The organism is Haloarchaeobius baliensis, assembly GCF_052060055.1.
In the GTDB taxonomy this organism is placed as follows: Archaea; Halobacteriota; Halobacteria; order Halobacteriales; family Natrialbaceae; genus Haloarchaeobius; species Haloarchaeobius baliensis.
In genome coordinates this window covers 1,434,289-1,449,825 of the sequence record NZ_JBPPFR010000001.1, presented here as the reverse complement: position 1 = coordinate 1,449,825, position 15,537 = coordinate 1,434,289, and the positions used below count along the sequence as shown (strand labels likewise).

The window sequence follows — 15,537 nt, the reverse complement described above, 5'->3', positions numbered from 1 at the left end:
TCAGTCCTCCGTCGGGAACGTGAACAGGCGGCTGTCGCAGTCGGTACATGCGAGGACGTGGTCCGGTTCGGCGGCCGTCCCGGCCGGGCCGCCACAGCAGTCCACGGTCGTCGTCTCCTCGACCGGGCCGCCACAGTCCGGACACGCCTCCAGGAACGACCGCAGTGGCTCCACCGCCACCAGCTGTGCCTCCCGGGTCAGGCCCGACCCCGCCAGCGCGTTGACGCCCGCGACCTCCGCGATGACGACCGGTCGCGTGAGCCAGGCGTCGTGGAGCCGGTTGCCGTCGTGGCTCGCGACCACGACGTACTCGCCGCGCTCGTTCCGTTCTGCACGCACGTCGGCGTCCATCCTGACGCCCATGACTGCCTCGGCGAGCTCGTCCAGCGTCGCCTCCTGGAGGGGTTCCATCGCGTCACGCCAGCGCGTGCGGAACTCGTCGGTCATGTAGAGGCCGGCCTCGTCCTCGGCGAGCACGTCGGCCCGGAGAAGCGTGTCGACGACGGCGTCGGGGTCGGCGTCGCCGCCCAGCGAACCGCCGAGTTCCTGTGGCGGCCCGTCGCCGTGCCCGAACGTGTCGCCGTGCCCGAACGTGTCGCCGAGCCCGAGCGCGGCCGCGAGCCGCGGCGCGAACCGCGGCGTGTACGGCACGACGTACCCGCGCGCCCAGATGCCCAGGAGCCCCAGCACCGCGACGACCCCCGCGACGAGCGGGTAGCCGGCGACGTAGAGGGCGGCCCCGGCGGCGACGACGATGACGACGTTGACGACCGTGCAGGGCCAGCACCGCCGCTCGCCAGTGTACTCCGGCCGTCTGATGCCGTCGAGTGTGGTCATGCCCGGTACTGGCTGGCGCGCGGGCCTAAACCTGTCGTCGTCGGAGGCTGCGTCGCTGGCGGCGAGGGGGCCGAACCATCGGGGTGGCACGCGCCTGGCTGACCGCGGCTCCGGCGCACCCCCCGAGTGTTGGGAGCCCGGAGCGGTCGTCCCCCGCAAAGGTCTTTACGCGCACTGCTCGCACCTACCGTATGGAATCGGACGCACTGCGCGACGTGCTCGAGGAGGCCGGGCTGTCGCCGTATCAGGCCGACGCCTACGTCGCGCTGCTGGACCTGGGGACCGCCTCGGCGCGCGAACTCGTGGCGGCCTGCGACGTGCCCGACCCCCGCATCTACGACGTGGTCCGGTCGCTGGAGGACCGCGGCTACGTCGAGACGTACGAGCGGGAGAACCTCCGCGTGCGTGCGCACAGCCCGGCGGACGTGCTGGAGGACCTGACGGCACGTGCCGACCGGTTCGAGGCGGCCGCCGACGAGATCGAGGACCGGTGGGAGCAGCCCGAACTGGACCGGCACTCGGCGAGCATCGTCAAGCGCTTCCAGACGGTCGTCGACCGGGCCCGGCTGTTCATCGAGGACGCGGAGAACCAGATCCAGCTCTCGGCCAGCCCGGAGCAGTTCGAACAGCTGGAGGACGCACTGGTCGACGCGCTCGACCGTGGCGTCTACGTGCAGCTCTGCATCTACACCGACGTCGACGGCGAGGAGGAGATCCCGGACCAGAGTCGGCTGGCGGCGGCGGCGACCGAGGCGCGTCACCGCCCGATTCCGTCACCGTTCGTCGCGCTGGTGGATCGCCAGAAGGCCTGCTTCGCGCCGCACGAGTACACGCTGAACGAGTACGGCGTCCTCGTCGACGACCGGCTCCACGAGTACGTCTTCCACTGGTACTACGTCGGCTGTCTCTGGGAGATCTGCGACGAGCTGTACTCCGCGCGGAACGAGAGCCCACCCATCGAGTACATCGATATCCGCCAGTTCATCCGTGACGTCGAGCCGCTGTTGATGGACGGCCAGACAATCGAGGTCCGCGTCGAGGGGAAGGCCATCGACGACGGCGAACCCGTCGAACTCGAAGGCGTCGTCGCGGACACGTTCTACGAGGGCAACTCGGAGGGCGGTGGGCATCGGACCCCGCTCGCCCAGCTCGCCGGCCGGGCGTCAATCACGGTCGACACGGGCGAGGGACTGTTCACCGTGGGCGGCGAGGGCGCGATGCTCGAGGACATCGAGGGCATGCGAGTGACCGTGCTGAGAGTTGACGGCTGACCAACCATTCTCCGCCGAGGTGGCCGCCCCGATGTGCTAGACCCTGTCATATTCCTTCACTGCAGTGTTTCCAGGCGTGTATCGGGACACGATTACGGAACGAAGTAGTATTGCTTTGCTTACTACAACAGGTGTTGTACACTCGCTAATTATAAATTATAAACCCCCACTATTAGGAGTATGCCTGTGAATGATTCGCAGGGGACACGGGAATCGGGACGTAGAGTATCACGGCGGGTCTTCGTCAAGACCACCGGCGCAGCGGGCGTCGGCGCGTCGCTCGCCGGCTGCCTCACGGGAGGTGGTGGCGACGGCGACGGCGGCGGCGGTGACGGGGGCGGCCGGACGGACACGCCCATCAACACGGAGGCTCCCGAGGAGGACATCACCATCCAGTGGGCGGCCGACGACAACTTCGCCGGCGCGCAGTCGGAGATCCAGTCGTCGCTCGAGAACGCCGGGATGCCGGACAACATCCAGCTGGAGATAATCAGCGGCTCGTTCACCACCGGGGACCGCCGGAACCAGTACAACAACATCCTCAACGCGGGCCAGTCGGAGCCGACGATCCTGATGGTCGACAACGGGTGGGCCATCCCGTTCATGGTACGCGGGCAACTGCTCAACCTGAGCGACGCGCTCCCCTCGGAGATGGTGGAGACCGTCCGGAACGACTACTTCCAGGCCAGCGTCTCCACGGCGACGTACAACGGCGACCTGTACGCCGTGCCGCTGTTCGCGGACTTCCCGACGATGCAGTACCGCAAGGACCTCGTCGAGGACGCCGGCTACGATCCCGAGGGCGAGAACTGGGCCGAGGAATCGATGAGCTGGCAGCGGTTCTCCGAGATCACCGCCGACGTGGCGGAGCAGAACGGGATGGAGGGCTTCACCTTCCAGGGGAGCGCCTACGAGGGCCTCTCGTGCTGTGCGTTCAACGAGTTCATGACCAGCATGGGCGGCGCGTACTTCGGCGAACACGAGAACCTGTTCGGCCCCGTCGGCGACCGGCCCATCACCGTCGAGGAGCAGCCCGTCGTCGACGCCATCCGGCTGATGCGGACGTTCGTCCACGGCGAGAGCGACCCGCACGCGCTGGAGGGCATCACCGGCGACATCTCGCCCGAGGCAGTCATCCAGTACACGGAGGAACCCTCGCGCGAGCCGTTCACCGGCGGGGACGTCGTGATGCACCGCAACTGGCCGTACTCCATCGTCATGAACGGCTCCGAGGAGAACTTCGGCGAGGACCTCGGCGTCATGCCGATTCCGTACGGTGTTACGCCCGAGGAGGCTCAGTACGAGGGCACCGGCGGCCCCGCGGCCGCACTCGGCGGCTGGCACCTCGCCATCAACCCGAACGCCTCGGACGCGAAGAAGCAAGCCGCGGTGCAGGTGCTCCGGGCCATCATGAACGAGCAGAGCCAGCTCGACCGCTTCGAGATCGGCGGGTGGGCACCGCCCGTCCCCGAACTCATCGACGGCGAGGCCGCACGCAACCTCGACGTCATCGGGCGCTACACGACCCAGCTCCGCATCGCCGGCGAGAACGCGGTACCGCGGCCGGTCACGCAGGTCTGGAACCAGGAGTCCCAGCAGATCTACTCCGAGGTCAACGGCTCGCTCCAGCAGAACAAGGCACCGGACCAGGCGATGTCCGACCTCGCGGCCGCGCTCGAACAGATCGAGAACTCGGTGTAACGCCGACCAGCCATGGCAACGGAATCACCTACACGACCCGGGGGCGACACCGAGAGCACACGCTCCGGTACGTCCTCGACCGTTACGACCTGGCTGGAGAACCTCAGCGAGGCACAGTTCGCCTACCTGCTGCTGACGCCGGCGTTCCTCCTGCTCGGGGTCATCGCGTTCTGGCCGCTCCTGTCGACCATCCAGATGTCGCTGTTCGCGGACAACCTCGGGGCGGCCCGCATCGGCGATTTCGTCGGCATCGAGAACTACGTGGCCCTGTTCACCGGGGAGAAGGACGCGCTGATGCCGTCGCCGTTCCTGCCGGAGAGCCTGTCGACGAGCGAGCTGTTCGGCAGCGCGCTGACGGTGACGCTCATCTTCACCATCGTCTCGGTGACGTTCGAGACCATCATCGGCTTCGGACAGGCGCTCGTGCTCGACAAGGAGTTCCCTGGCCGGCGCTGGGTCCGCGTCGCGATCATCATCCCGTGGGCGGTGCCCATCGTCGTCCAGGGGATGATCTTCTACCTGCTGTTCAACCCGAACATCGGGCTGGTCGTCGGTACCCAGCAGAATCCGACGTTCCTGCAGGAGATCGGCGTCTTCTCGCTCACGCCGCTTGCGAGCTCGGTGGACGCGACGATGATCGTCATCGTCGCCGACATCTGGAAGACCTCGGCGTTCATGGCCCTGCTCATCCTGGCGGGCCTGCAGAGCATCGACCGCAACCTGTACGACGTGGCACGCGTCTCGGGAGCGTCGCCCTGGCAGCGCTTCCGGTACATCACGCTGCCGCTCATCATGCCGACCGTCCTCATCGCGATGCTGTTCCGGACCATCCAGTCGATGCGGGTGTTCGGCGTCATCGAGTCGACCATCGGCTCCTCTGGCTGTACGACGGTGCCGTCGCTGTCGTGTCTCGTCGTCACCACGTTCAACAACAACCTGCTCGGCACGTCGGCCGCGGTCGCGGTCGTCACGGCCGGCATCATCGCACTCGGCGTGAGCGTCTACATCGTCGGGTACGCACGGAGTGAGATGGTATGAGTACCGACGACAACCCGTTCGACGGCCCGGACAGGGAGCTCAAGCGCGGCCCGTTCCAGCAGTGGGTCGACAACTCCATCCAGAACCCACAGCAGGTGTACCGGGCGATGCTGTACGTGGTCACGTTCTTCTTCGTCGTGACGACGCTGTTCCCGTTCTACTGGCTGCTCGTCCTGGCGCTGACGCCGGGCGACCGCATCTCGGAGGCGGGGCTTGCACCGGCCGGCTTCAACCCGGAGGTGTTCATCACCATCTTCGAGCAGGTGCCGTTCCTGCGGTACATGTTCAACAGCATCTTCCTCGCGCTGACGACGACGGCCATCGTGCTGCTGCTCGCGAGCCTCGCGGGCTACGTCTTCGGACGCCTCGAGTTCCGCGGCCGCGGCCCGCTGATGCTGCTCGTGCTCGCCATCTCGTACTTCCCGCCGGCGGCCTTCTTCCTGCCGCTGTGGGACCTGTTCAACGGGAACGTCAGCATCTTCGGCGTCAGCAGCCCCAGCCTCTACAACACGCCGGGCTCGATGCTGCTGCCGTTCAGCGCGCTGTTCATGCCGCTGTCCATCTTCATCCTGACGACGTTCTACGCCCAGATTCCGGACGGGTTGGAGGACGCCGCCAGGATCGAGGGGACGACGCGACTCGGCGCGCTGTTCCGGGTCATCGTGCCGCTGTCGGCACCCGGCGTGGCGACCGCGGGCGTGCTGACGTTCATCGCCGTCTACAACGAGTTCTTCTTCTCGTTCCTGATGACGGACGGACGCGCGGAGAACTGGGCGCCCATCGTGGGCGGCATCCTCCAGTTCCAGCGGGCGGGACAGTTCGAGACGACGTACAACGCGATGGCCGCCGCGAGCATCGTCGCGGTGCTCCCGGTGACCATCCTCGTCGTCATCGCACAGGAGAAGATCGTGAGCGGTCTCACGAGCGGTGCACTCAAGGAGTAACCATGGCAGGCGTAACACTCACCGACGTTGTCAAGCAGTACAGCGACGTCACGGCGGTCGACCACATGAACCTCGACATCCGGGACGGCGAGTTCGTCACGCTCGTCGGGCCGTCGGGGTGTGGCAAGTCCACGACGATGGAGACCATCGCGGGGCTGACCACCGTGACGAGCGGACAGATACACATCGGCGACCGGGAGGTGACGAACCTCCCGCCGAAGGACCGGGGCATCGCGATGGTGTTCCAGAACATCGCACTGTTCCCGCACATGGACGTGTACGAGAACATCAGCTTCGGACTCCGCCTCCGCAAGTTCGACAGCGACGAGATACGCGAGCGCGTCGAGCACGCCGCGGAGGTCGTCCAGCTGGAGGGGATGCTGAAGCGACAGCCCGACGAGCTCTCCGGCGGGCAGCGACAGCGCGTCGCCATCGCCCGGGCCATCGTCCGGAACCCGGACGTGTTCCTCATGGACGAGCCGCTCGCGAACCTGGACGCGAAGCTCCGGGTCCACATGCGGACCGAGCTCCAGCGGCTGCACAAGCAGCTTGATACGACCATCATCTACGTCACGCACGACCAGGCGGAGGCGATGACGATGTCCGACCGCATCGCGGTCATCAACGACGGCCAGCTCCAGCAGATCGCACCCCCGTTGACGTGCTACAACGAGCCGGCGAACCTGTTCGTCGCGGGCTTCATCGGCTCGCCGTCGATGAACTTCGTCGAGGGCGAGGTCACCGCGGGCGGCTTCGAGTCGCGCCGCTTCGGCCTCTCGTTCGACCCGGCGGACTACGGGCTGACGCCCGGTCAGTCCGTCACGCTGGGCGTCCGACCGGAGGACGTCTACCGGGAGTCGAACGCGGCAGGGGTCACGGACCCCTCCGCGCCGGTCCCGATGCGGACGGACGTGCTGGAGCCGATGGGCGACGAGATCTTCGTCCACCTGCGCTTCGGCGAGACCGACGAGACGATGGACGACCCAGACGCCGACGACCGGCTCCTCATGAGCGTGGACCCCGACGCCGACGTGACCGAGGACACCGACGTCTCAGTCCTCCTCGACCGCTCGCGGGTCCACCTCTTCGACACCGAAAGCGAGGAGGCGCTGGTCCACGGGCTGACGGCGGCACCGACCGCGAGCACACCCGACCCAGAGGAGGCGAGAGGTGACTGAGTATGAACGAGGTCGCACTCGTCTACTACGGTGGCGGGACGCTGCTGTTCTTCTTCTGGGTCTACGGCATCGTCTCGTTCGTCCGGGACCTCCGACGGACGTACGTCCCGGCGCTTCGACAGCTCGCCGCGGCGCGGCAGGAACGGAAGGAACAGCAGGCGGAGGCAGAACAGCGCGAGGAACGAGAGCGCCAGCTCTACTGAGCGCGTTCCCGACGACGGGCACGCCACGTGCGGTGCGGAGACAGCATCTGCGACGGATACATATCAGCTAACAATGAAAACGGACGGAACAGTTCGAGTCGGAATCATCGGCCTCGGCGGCATCGGTGGCATCCACGCGGACCACCTCGAGGCCATCGCCAGTGCAGGGAACACAGCGGTCGAGCTCGTCGGCGGGATGGACATCTCGTCGGAGGCCCGGCGCGGATTCGAGCGCGAGTACGGCGTCGAGACGGTCGACGACGCGACGGTGCTCTACGAGCGTGCGGACGCGGTCATCGTCACCACGCCGAACCGGTACCACGAGGAGTACGTCGTCGGCGCCCTCGACGCGGGCCTCGACGTGCTCGTCGAGAAACCGCTCGCGCACTCGCTCGAGAGCGCCGAACGCATCGCGGCAGCGGCTCGCCAGACCGACGCTGTCTGCATGGTCGGCTTCCACAACCGCTTCGCGGCGGAGGCACAGGTCCTCAAGGAGCACATCGACCGGGGGCGGTTCGGCGAGGTGACCCACGTCGACGCGACGTACGTCCGGCGGCGAGGCATCCCCGGCCGCGGCTCCTGGTTCACCGACGAGTCGATCGCCGGCGGCGGCGCACTGCTCGACATCGGCGCCCACGCCATCGACCTCGCCCTGCATTTCATGGAGTTCCCCGAGATCGCCGAGGTCTCCGGGGTCACCCGGTCGACGTTCGGGTCCGACGAGGGCTACACGTACCTCGAGATGTGGGGCGAGGACGGCGACGGCGAGTTCACGGTCGACGACTCCGCGAACGCGATGATCCGGACCGTCGACGGCCAGACCGTCGTGCTGGACACCGCGTGGGCGTCGAACCGTCCCACCGAGAACAGCTACCGGGTCCGCGGCACCGACGCCGGTGCCGACCTCGACCGCGAGGACGAGTCGCTGACCATCTACGAGGTCGACGACGCCGGCGCACCGCACTTCGCCGATACGACCGTCACGACGAGACGCGAGCCCGCACATCGGACCGAACAGCGGGTGTTCCTCGAGACCGTCGTGGCCGGTGCGGAACCGGCCACCAACACGGTCGAGCAGGCGCTGACGGTCCAGCGGGTGCTCGACGCCATCTACGAGTCCGCCGCGAGCGGGCAGGCGGTCTCGCTGCGCGACCGGTGACACGAACCCAAGACACTCCACGAAACCTCCCAAATACGACCCATGCACATCGGCGTACTCACGGTTCCACTCGGTGACGAATCGCTCGACGACGCGCTCGACTACCTCGCCGGCATCGGCGTCGACGCGGTCGAGATCGGCTGCGGCGGCTACCCCGGCGACGACCACCTCGACAGGGGCGAACTGCTCGACGACGAGGCCGCACAGGCGGCGTTCCGGGAGACCCTGGACCAGCACGACCTCGCGGTCAGCGCGCTCGCGACCCACAACAATCCGCTCCACCCGGACCCCGAGCGGGCCGACCGCGACGACCGGGAGCTCCGCGAGGCCATCGAGCTTGCGGGCCAGCTCGACGTCGACGCGGTGACCTGTTTCTCCGGGCTCCCGTCGGGCAGCCCCGAGGGCGCGGTGCCGAACTGGATCACTGCGCCGTGGCCCACCGAGCACGCCGAGGCGCTGGACTACCAGTGGGAGCTCGCCGTCGACTACTGGTCGGATATCGCCGCATTCGCCGACGAACACGGGGTCGACGTGGCCATCGAGATGCACCCGAACATGCTCGTCTACGAGCCGACCGGCATGGTTCGACTGCGCGAGGAGACGGGCGAGCGCATCGGCGCGAACTTCGACCCGTCGCACCTCTACTGGCAGGACATCGACGTGTGCGAGGCCATCCGGTACCTCGGCGAGCACGACGCCATCCACCACGTCCACGCCAAGGACACCCGGATATACGACCACCACGCGGACGTGAAGGGCGTGCTCGACACGACGGACTACGCCGACACCGCCGAGCGCTCGTGGCTGTTCCGCTCCATCGGCTACGGCCACGGCGAGGAGCACTGGAAGGACGTCGTCTCGACGCTCCGGATGGTCGGCTACGAGGGCGCACTCAGCATCGAGCACGAGGACGCGCTGACGAGCTCGCGCGAGGGCCTCGAGAAGGCCGTCGACGTGCTCTCGCGTGCCGTCTTCGCGACCGAACCCGGCGACGCCTACTGGGCGGAGTGACCATGACGGACGAACCCCTCTCCGTCGGGTTTCTGGGCTACCGGTTCATGGGGAAGGCCCACGCGAACGCGCTCGCCCGGCTGCCGATGTTCTTCCCCGAGGCCCCGGCGGTCGAACGCGACGTGCTCGTCGGTCGTGACGAGAACGCCCTCGCCGAAGCGACCGAGCGACTCGGGTTCGCCCGCTACGCGACCGACTGGCGCGACGTGGTCGACGACGTCGACGTGTTCTACAACCTCGGCCCGAACTTCCTGCACGTCGAGCCGTCGGTCGCTGCGCTCGAAGCGGGGACACACGTCCTCTGCGAGAAGCCACTCGCACCGACGACCGAGGGCGCGGAACGGATGGTGCAGGCCGCCGCCGACAGCGACGCCACGGCCGGCTGTGCGTTCAACTACCGGTTCGTGCCCGCGCTCCAGTACGCGCGGAACCTCGTCGAGGCCGGCGAGCTCGGCGAGATCCACCAGTTCCGCGGCCGGTACCTGCAGGACTGGCTGGTCGACCCCGACGCACCCTGGAGCTGGCGCAACGACGCCGAGCTCGCGGGTTCGGGGGCGCTGGGCGACCTCGGCGCGCACACGGTCGACCTCGCGAACTTCCTCGTCGGCGACCAGACGGGGGGCATCGAGCGCGTCAGCGGCCACCTCGAGACGTTCGTCGACGAGCGACCGGACCCCGAGACGGGCGAGTCGAGGCCGGTCACGGTCGACGACGCCTACAGCGCCCAGGCCGAGTTCGCCAACGGGGCGATGGGCACCTTCGAGGCCTCGCGCTTCGCCACCGCGCACAAGAACGACCACCACGTCGCCGTCCACGGCTCGAAGGGCAGCCTGCGCTTCTCGCTGGAGCGGCTGAACGAACTCGAACTCTGTCGAGAAGGCGACCGCGGTTACGAGACGATTCTCGTGACCGACGAGGACGACCCCTACGTCGACCACTGGTGGCCACCGGGCCACGTCGTCGGCTGGGAGCACACCTTCGTCCACGAGAACGACGAGTTCCTCTCGGCGGTCGCCTCGGGGGAGCCCTACGAACCCGACTTCGAGGACGCGATGGCCGTCCAGCGCGTCCTCGACGCCATCGCCGAGAGCGACGAGACCGGTAGCTGGGTGAGCCTCGACGGATGACGGTCTCCGGAACGAAGCTGGCACGGCTGGACGCCCTCCTCGAGGAGCGCGACCTCGAATCGGTCTGGTTCGCCCGACCGAACAGCTTCGCCTGGCTGACCGGGGGCGACAACGTCGTCGACCGCGCGGGCGACACCGGCGTCGCGGCGGTCGGCTACGACGGCACCGGTCTGCGCGTGCTCACGAACGACATCGAGGCGAGCCGGCTCTCCGACGAGGAGGTCGGTGACGTGCCGGTCGAGGCGTTCCCGTGGCACGCCGGCGACCTCGCGTCCGCCGTCGCCGACCGCGCCCAGACCCCCGCAGCCGCGGACTTCGACGTGCCGGGCTTCGACGGACTCGACGCCTCGCCGCTTCGGCAACCGCTGACTGCCGGGGACGTGGAGCAGTACCGCGAACTCGGGCAGGACGTGGCGGCGGCCGTCGAGACGGTCTGTCGGGGCTGCACACGGGCCGACACCGAGCGCGCCGTCGCGGCGCGGCTCCGCGCCGAGCTGACCGCCCGCGGCATCGACGCGCCGGTCGTCCTCGTCGGCGGCGAGCGCCGTGCGCAGGCGTACCGGCACTACACGCCGACGGACGCCAGCCTCGACGGATACGCGCTCGTCTCCGTCACCGCGACACGGGGCGGCCTCGCCGCGAGCTGCACCCGCACCGTCGCGTTCGACGAGCCGGACTGGCTCGCCGAGCGGCACGCGGCCGCCGCCCGCGTCGAGACGACGGCACTCGCGGCGACGCGGGCGGTCGGGCGCGACGGCGGCACGGCGGCAGACGTGTTCGACGCCGTCGTCGACGCCTACGAGACCGTCGGCTACCCCGACGAGTGGCGCAACCACCATCAGGGCGGCGCCGCCGGCTTCGCCGGTCGGGAGTGGATCGCCACGCCGGAGAGCGAGGCCCTCGTCCACCTCCCGCAGGGGTACGCCTGGAACCCGACCGTCCGGGGTGCCAAGAGCGAGGACACCGTCCTCGTCACCGAGGGCGGGTTCGAGGTACTGACCCGGACCGATGACTGGCCGACGCGAGACCACGACGCAGTCGGCCACGAGGTCTGCCTGTCACGGCCGGACCCGTTACGCTGAGTCCTGTACTGCCACCACAGTATCGTGTGACGGGAGGGCGGCCATCGCCCCACTGGCGGTGGTCGCCATGGCCGCCACCGCGTTCGCGTACGAGAGAATACGTTCGAGAGATGCATCGCCCGCCGTCACCCGGGCGATGGCGCCGGCGAAGAACGCGTCGCCCGCGCCCGTCGTGTCCACCACGTCGACGTCGTAGCCCGGATGCTCGGCCGTCGCCGGCCCCCACGGCGCGTCTGCGGTCGCGTGGGCGAGCGCGCCCTCGCCGCCGCGGGTGACGAGCACCGTGTGGGGGCCCCGCTCGACCGCTGCTTCGGCGAGTGCTCGCGGCGTCTCGCCGGTGATACCGAGTTCGCGGAGCTCCTCCTGGGTCGCCTTCAGCACGTCCACGTCGGCGAGCGCGTCGCCGGCAACAGCTGCGAAATCGTCGTCCGGCCAGAGTTCGGCCCGGTAGTTGGGGTCGAACCACGTCTCGGCTCCGGCGTCGCTCGCACGGGCGAGCAGGTCCAGCGTCGCGTCCCGCGACCGGCCCGCGGCGAGCGGGACGCCGCCGCAGACGACGCGCTCGACGCCAGTGAGGGTCGCTTCGGGGACCGTCCCCGGTTCGAACCGGGTGTCGGCGGTCCCCTCGCGGTAGAAGGTGAACGCCCGGTCGCCCGATTCGTCGTGGGTGACGAACGCGAGGGTGGTCTGCGCGTCGGGGTCGCGCTCGACGAACCGTCCGGGGATGCCTTCGTCGGCGAGCACCCCCGCGAGGAAGCGTCCGAACGGGTCGGCGCCGACGCGTGTCCAGAACAGCGGAGTGTGCCCGAGACGGCCGAGTCCGACGGCGACGTTCGCTGGCGCGCCACCGGGACGGCGGTCGAACGACCCCACCTCGGACAGCGGGCCGGGGCGCTCGGGGAGGAAGTCGACGAGCGTCTCCCCCGCGACGAGCACGCGGTGGTCGGTCATGGCATCGGCTTCTCGGCCGGGCCACCTAAGCGCTCCTCTCGTGGCAGCGTTCGCGTCCGGCGGTCGGGCCCCAGCTATATCTCCCCGGCACACCTCCCTACCGGCATGCGAGTCAGTCGCCGTCGGGCCCGGGAGATCGGTACGGCCGTGGTCCACGAGATCAGGGCCGAGAAGCTGACGTTCATGGCCGGCTCCATCGCCTACCACGCGTTCATCTCCATCCTGCCGCTGCTCCTGCTCGTCCTCACCGTCGTCCAGCAGCTGCAGAACGTCGCGCTGGAGGACTCCGTGGTCTCCGTGATGCAGGCCGTGCTGACCGAGCAGTCGAGCGACCTCATCCAGCAGGGGCTCGCGGACGCGGACGCCTCCGTCTCCCTCCTCGGGGTCGCCTTCCTCGTCTGGGGGACGCTGCGCATCTTCCGCGGGCTCGACACCGCGTTCTCGGACATCTACGAGACCGAGCACGAGAACACGTTCGCCGACCAGCTCGGCGACGGACTGCTCCTGCTCGTCACCGTCGCGCTCGCCATCCTGCTCGCGAGCGCGGTCGGCAGCCTCGTCACGGTGCGCGGCGACGGTGCGCTGGCCACGCTGCTACGCGCGCTGGCGACCGCCGCCGGGCTGTTCATCGTGCTTTACCCGATGTACTACGTCTTCCCCGACTCGGACGTCTCGCTCGTCGAGGTCGTGCCCGGAACCGCGTTCGCGGCGGTCGGCATCACCGTCGCACAGGTGGTGTTCACGGCGTTCAAGTCGGGCGGGAGCGGTGCGAACCTGGTCGCGAGCATCCTCGTGCTGCTCACGTGGCTCTACGTCGTCGGGCTGCTCGTGCTGGTCGGCGCGGCGGTCAACGCCGTGCTCTCGAACCGCTCGCGCGACGTGGACATCGAGCCGGTGTTCGGCGGCGTCGAACGCGACCGGACCGGCCGGGTCACCCGCGCCAGCCGGGACGAACTGGTGGCTGACCTCGAACGGCTCGCGACCAGCCTCGAAGGCGAGGACGCGACGCTCACGGTGACCGTCGACGGGGAGACCGTCGCGGTCGAGGCACCGGAGTCGGCCGTCGTCGAGGAGGAGGACGGGCTGTTCGGTGTCGGCGGCTCCGTCGGTCTCGAGCTGCGCTGGTGGCCCGACGACTGACCACCGAGGGCGCGCACCCCGACGCGCCCGTCACTCCTCGTACTGCTCGATGGCCGCCGCAGTAAGCGATCTCGCGCGCTCGACCAGCGCGTCGGCCTCCTCGGAGCCCGTCCCGTCCACGTTCGAGAGCAGGTGCTCGACGTGGCCCAGCCGCTCGTGGACCACGGCGTCGGGCAGGTCCGACGCGGCGAGGTCCGCCGCGACGGCCTCGGCCTCCCCGAGCCAGCGGTTGGCCACGCGGTCGACGGGGTACGACTCGGTCTCGCGGAGCGCGGCGGCGAGGTCGGCGAGTGCGTCGTCGCTCATGGCTCACCGTAGGCGCCGGGGGCGGTTGAACGCACCGCCGTCGTCCACGATGGCCACGCACCCCGCTGACACGGACCGTGTTCACCGGCGACCGCGACCGCTTCCGCAACCGGCTTTCCCGACCGCACGCTACCCTGCCCGTGAACTGGCGGTACGCACACACCGCACTCGTCGCCTGCACGCTGGCGTTCGCCGCGACGATGGTCGCCCGACTGGCCATCAGCCCGGTGCTCCCGCTCGTCGTCGACGACTTCGGCGTCAGCTACGGCGTGCTCGGGCTCGCGCTCTCCGGCATGTGGGCGGCGTACGCCCTCACGCAGTTCCCCTCGGGGGTGCTCGGCGACCGCTACGGCGAGCGCCGGGTCATCCTCGCAGCCGTCGGCTCGACCGGCGTCACCGCCGCCCTGCTCGCGATCTCGCCCTCCGTGCCCGTCTTCATCCTTGGCGCGGTCCTCCTCGGGGCGGGCGCGGGGCTGCACTACTCCGTCGCGACGACGTTCCTCGCGAAGCAGTTCGACGACGTCGGCCGGGCCATCGGCGTCCACGTCGCCGGCGGCCCGATGGCGGGGCTCGTCGTCCCGCCGGTCGCCGCACTGGTCGGCGCCCAGTTCGGCTGGCGCTGGGCCATCGCGCTCGGCGTGCTCACCGCGGTGCCGGTCTTCGTCCTGTTCGCGACGCAGGTCCGCCCGACCGAGCCGACCCGCCCCGACCAGCCGATGCGCGAACGGTTCGCGTTCGAGCCGCTTGCCGAGCTGCTGTCGCGGCCGGCCATCGCGTACACGACGCTGCTCGCCTTCCTCGGCGCGTTCACCTGGCAGGCGACGGCCTCGTTCCTCCCGTCGTTCCTCGACGAGGCCGGCGGGCTCACGACGACCCAGGCGAGCCTGCTGTTCTCGCTGTACTTCCTCGTCCACGGCGCGACCCAGCCGCTGACCGGCTCGCTCTCCGACCGGTTCGGCCGGGACGCCACGGCGATGCTGACCATGAGCGCCGGCATCGTCGGCTACTCGCTGCTCGTCGTCGGCGCGAGCCGCGGTGCCGGGCTCCCGATGTTCGCCGTCGCCTCGGTGCTCGTCGGGCTGTCGATGTCCTGGGGTGCACCCATCCAGTCCCGGTTCATCGACCTCCTCGGGGCCGAGGAGCGGGGCGTCGGCTTCGGGCTCGTCCGCACCGCCTACATGCTGCTCGGCGCGACCGGCAGCGTCGTCGTCGGGGGCGTCTCCGACCTCACGACGTGGCTGACCGCGTTCTCGCTGCTCGCGGTCGTGATGGCCGTCGGGCTCGTGACGCTGCTCGCGAACCGGACGTTGCGGCTGGGGCTGTGAGTTCGAGAATCCGGCCAGGAGTCCACAATTATTGTCAACTTCCGGTCCGGATCGACAGCCGAACACCCGGGCGGCGCGCGGCTGGCGAGCGTGCCGAACGGAGTGAGGCCGCGAGCCGCACTCGTGCGAGGGATGAGGAGCGCAGCGGAGCGAGCACCGCAAGAGGTTGGGGAGGCATGAGGTGCGGTGTGGTTGCTGTGGGTGGCACTGAAAGGGGCCGGCGTCTCGGCGAACCCCGGTGAAGCAAGCACTGGAACGGAGTGA

At 69.2% G+C, this 15,537-nt stretch carries 15 protein-coding genes; 12 read left to right on the top strand and 3 right to left on the bottom strand.

Features of this window, described 5'->3' with window-relative positions; translation table 11 throughout:
• Complete coding sequence (locus ACSG06_RS07405) at window positions 1-837, bottom strand: DUF8054 domain-containing protein (RefSeq protein ID WP_440989623.1); 837 nt, start codon at window positions 835-837, stop codon at window positions 1-3.
• Window positions 838-1,028: 191 nt separating this feature from the next.
• Between ACSG06_RS07405 and ACSG06_RS07400 the strand changes: the two genes are divergently transcribed.
• The 10 genes from ACSG06_RS07400 to ACSG06_RS07355 all read left to right on the top strand — a co-directional run bounded on the left by ACSG06_RS07400 (window position 1,029) and on the right by ACSG06_RS07355 (window position 11,551).
• Window positions 1,029-2,108, top strand: a complete 1,080-nt coding sequence (locus ACSG06_RS07400) for a TrmB family transcriptional regulator (RefSeq protein WP_440989622.1) — start codon at window positions 1,029-1,031, stop codon at window positions 2,106-2,108.
• Window positions 2,109-2,288: 180 nt separating this feature from the next.
• On the top strand, window positions 2,289-3,809 hold the full coding sequence (locus ACSG06_RS07395; protein ID WP_440989621.1) for a substrate-binding domain-containing protein: 1,521 nt from the start codon (window positions 2,289-2,291) through the stop codon (window positions 3,807-3,809).
• 93 nt (window positions 3,810-3,902) lie between these two features.
• On the top strand, window positions 3,903-4,847 hold the full coding sequence (locus ACSG06_RS07390; protein WP_440990299.1) for a carbohydrate ABC transporter permease: 945 nt from the start codon (window positions 3,903-3,905) through the stop codon (window positions 4,845-4,847).
• Window positions 4,844-5,791, top strand: a complete 948-nt coding sequence (locus tag ACSG06_RS07385; protein WP_440989620.1) for a carbohydrate ABC transporter permease — start codon at window positions 4,844-4,846, stop codon at window positions 5,789-5,791. The genes ACSG06_RS07390 and ACSG06_RS07385 overlap by 4 nt, the downstream gene beginning before the upstream one ends.
• A gap of 2 nt (window positions 5,792-5,793) precedes the next feature.
• The gene (locus ACSG06_RS07380; RefSeq protein WP_440989619.1) at window positions 5,794-6,969 is read left to right on the top strand and encodes an ABC transporter ATP-binding protein; all 1,176 of its coding nucleotides are present in this window, start codon (window positions 5,794-5,796) and stop codon (window positions 6,967-6,969) included.
• Between the two features lie 2 nt (window positions 6,970-6,971).
• Window positions 6,972-7,172, top strand: a complete 201-nt coding sequence (locus tag ACSG06_RS07375; protein ID WP_440989618.1) for a DUF8005 family protein — start codon at window positions 6,972-6,974, stop codon at window positions 7,170-7,172.
• 73 nt (window positions 7,173-7,245) lie between these two features.
• Window positions 7,246-8,331 carry a Gfo/Idh/MocA family protein gene (locus ACSG06_RS07370; RefSeq protein WP_440989617.1) on the top strand — a complete coding sequence of 362 codons (1,086 nt, stop codon included), beginning with the start codon at window positions 7,246-7,248 and terminating at the stop codon, window positions 8,329-8,331.
• A 42-nt stretch (window positions 8,332-8,373) separates the two neighbouring features.
• A complete protein-coding gene (locus ACSG06_RS07365; protein ID WP_440989616.1) occupies window positions 8,374-9,342 on the top strand; it encodes a sugar phosphate isomerase/epimerase family protein in 969 nt (322 codons plus the stop codon).
• A 2-nt stretch (window positions 9,343-9,344) separates the two neighbouring features.
• A complete protein-coding gene (locus ACSG06_RS07360) occupies window positions 9,345-10,469 on the top strand; it encodes a Gfo/Idh/MocA family protein (RefSeq protein WP_440989615.1) in 1,125 nt (374 codons plus the stop codon).
• A complete protein-coding gene (locus ACSG06_RS07355; RefSeq protein WP_440989614.1) occupies window positions 10,466-11,551 on the top strand; it encodes a M24 family metallopeptidase in 1,086 nt (361 codons plus the stop codon). Before ACSG06_RS07360 ends, ACSG06_RS07355 begins: the two co-directional genes overlap by 4 nt.
• On the opposite strand, the gene ACSG06_RS07350 is transcribed toward ACSG06_RS07355, so the two are convergent.
• Window positions 11,543-12,502 carry a carbohydrate kinase family protein gene (locus ACSG06_RS07350; RefSeq protein WP_440989613.1) on the bottom strand — a complete coding sequence of 320 codons (960 nt, stop codon included), beginning with the start codon at window positions 12,500-12,502 and terminating at the stop codon, window positions 11,543-11,545. The two genes, ACSG06_RS07355 and ACSG06_RS07350, sit on opposite strands and share 9 nt — an antisense overlap.
• Window positions 12,503-12,607: 105 nt before the next feature.
• Here ACSG06_RS07350 and ACSG06_RS07345 point away from each other — a divergent pair, with 105 nt between their 5' ends.
• The gene (locus tag ACSG06_RS07345; RefSeq protein WP_440989612.1) at window positions 12,608-13,642 is read left to right on the top strand and encodes a YhjD/YihY/BrkB family envelope integrity protein; all 1,035 of its coding nucleotides are present in this window, start codon (window positions 12,608-12,610) and stop codon (window positions 13,640-13,642) included.
• Between the two features lie 30 nt (window positions 13,643-13,672).
• Here the strand turns inward: ACSG06_RS07345 and ACSG06_RS07340 are convergent, their stop codons facing one another.
• Complete coding sequence (locus ACSG06_RS07340; protein WP_440989611.1) at window positions 13,673-13,948, bottom strand: DUF8152 family protein; 276 nt, start codon at window positions 13,946-13,948, stop codon at window positions 13,673-13,675.
• A gap of 140 nt (window positions 13,949-14,088) precedes the next feature.
• Here ACSG06_RS07340 and ACSG06_RS07335 point away from each other — a divergent pair, with 140 nt between their 5' ends.
• Window positions 14,089-15,273: an MFS transporter gene (locus ACSG06_RS07335; RefSeq protein ID WP_440989610.1), complete on the top strand. Its 1,185-nt coding sequence runs from the start codon at window positions 14,089-14,091 to the stop codon at window positions 15,271-15,273.
• The last annotated feature ends 264 nt before the right edge of the window (window positions 15,274-15,537 follow it).

Excerpts from the sequence above, each read along its gene's own strand:
- ACSG06_RS07405 (WP_440989623.1), bottom strand. The coding sequence starts at position 837 with ATGACCACACTCGACGGCATCAGACGGCCGGAGTACACTGGCGAGCGG.
- ACSG06_RS07400 (WP_440989622.1), top strand. The coding sequence starts at position 1,029 with ATGGAATCGGACGCACTGCGCGACGTGCTCGAGGAGGCCGGGCTGTCG.
- ACSG06_RS07395 (WP_440989621.1), top strand. The coding sequence starts at position 2,289 with ATGCCTGTGAATGATTCGCAGGGGACACGGGAATCGGGACGTAGAGTA.
- ACSG06_RS07385 (WP_440989620.1), top strand. The coding sequence starts at position 4,844 with ATGAGTACCGACGACAACCCGTTCGACGGCCCGGACAGGGAGCTCAAG.
- ACSG06_RS07380 (WP_440989619.1), top strand. The coding sequence starts at position 5,794 with ATGGCAGGCGTAACACTCACCGACGTTGTCAAGCAGTACAGCGACGTC.
- ACSG06_RS07375 (WP_440989618.1), top strand. The coding sequence starts at position 6,972 with ATGAACGAGGTCGCACTCGTCTACTACGGTGGCGGGACGCTGCTGTTC.
- ACSG06_RS07370 (WP_440989617.1), top strand. The coding sequence starts at position 7,246 with ATGAAAACGGACGGAACAGTTCGAGTCGGAATCATCGGCCTCGGCGGC.
- ACSG06_RS07365 (WP_440989616.1), top strand. The coding sequence starts at position 8,374 with ATGCACATCGGCGTACTCACGGTTCCACTCGGTGACGAATCGCTCGAC.
- ACSG06_RS07360 (WP_440989615.1), top strand. The coding sequence starts at position 9,345 with ATGACGGACGAACCCCTCTCCGTCGGGTTTCTGGGCTACCGGTTCATG.
- ACSG06_RS07355 (WP_440989614.1), top strand. The coding sequence starts at position 10,466 with ATGACGGTCTCCGGAACGAAGCTGGCACGGCTGGACGCCCTCCTCGAG.
- ACSG06_RS07350 (WP_440989613.1), bottom strand. The coding sequence starts at position 12,502 with ATGACCGACCACCGCGTGCTCGTCGCGGGGGAGACGCTCGTCGACTTC.
- ACSG06_RS07345 (WP_440989612.1), top strand. The coding sequence starts at position 12,608 with ATGCGAGTCAGTCGCCGTCGGGCCCGGGAGATCGGTACGGCCGTGGTC.
- ACSG06_RS07340 (WP_440989611.1), bottom strand. The coding sequence starts at position 13,948 with ATGAGCGACGACGCACTCGCCGACCTCGCCGCCGCGCTCCGCGAGACC.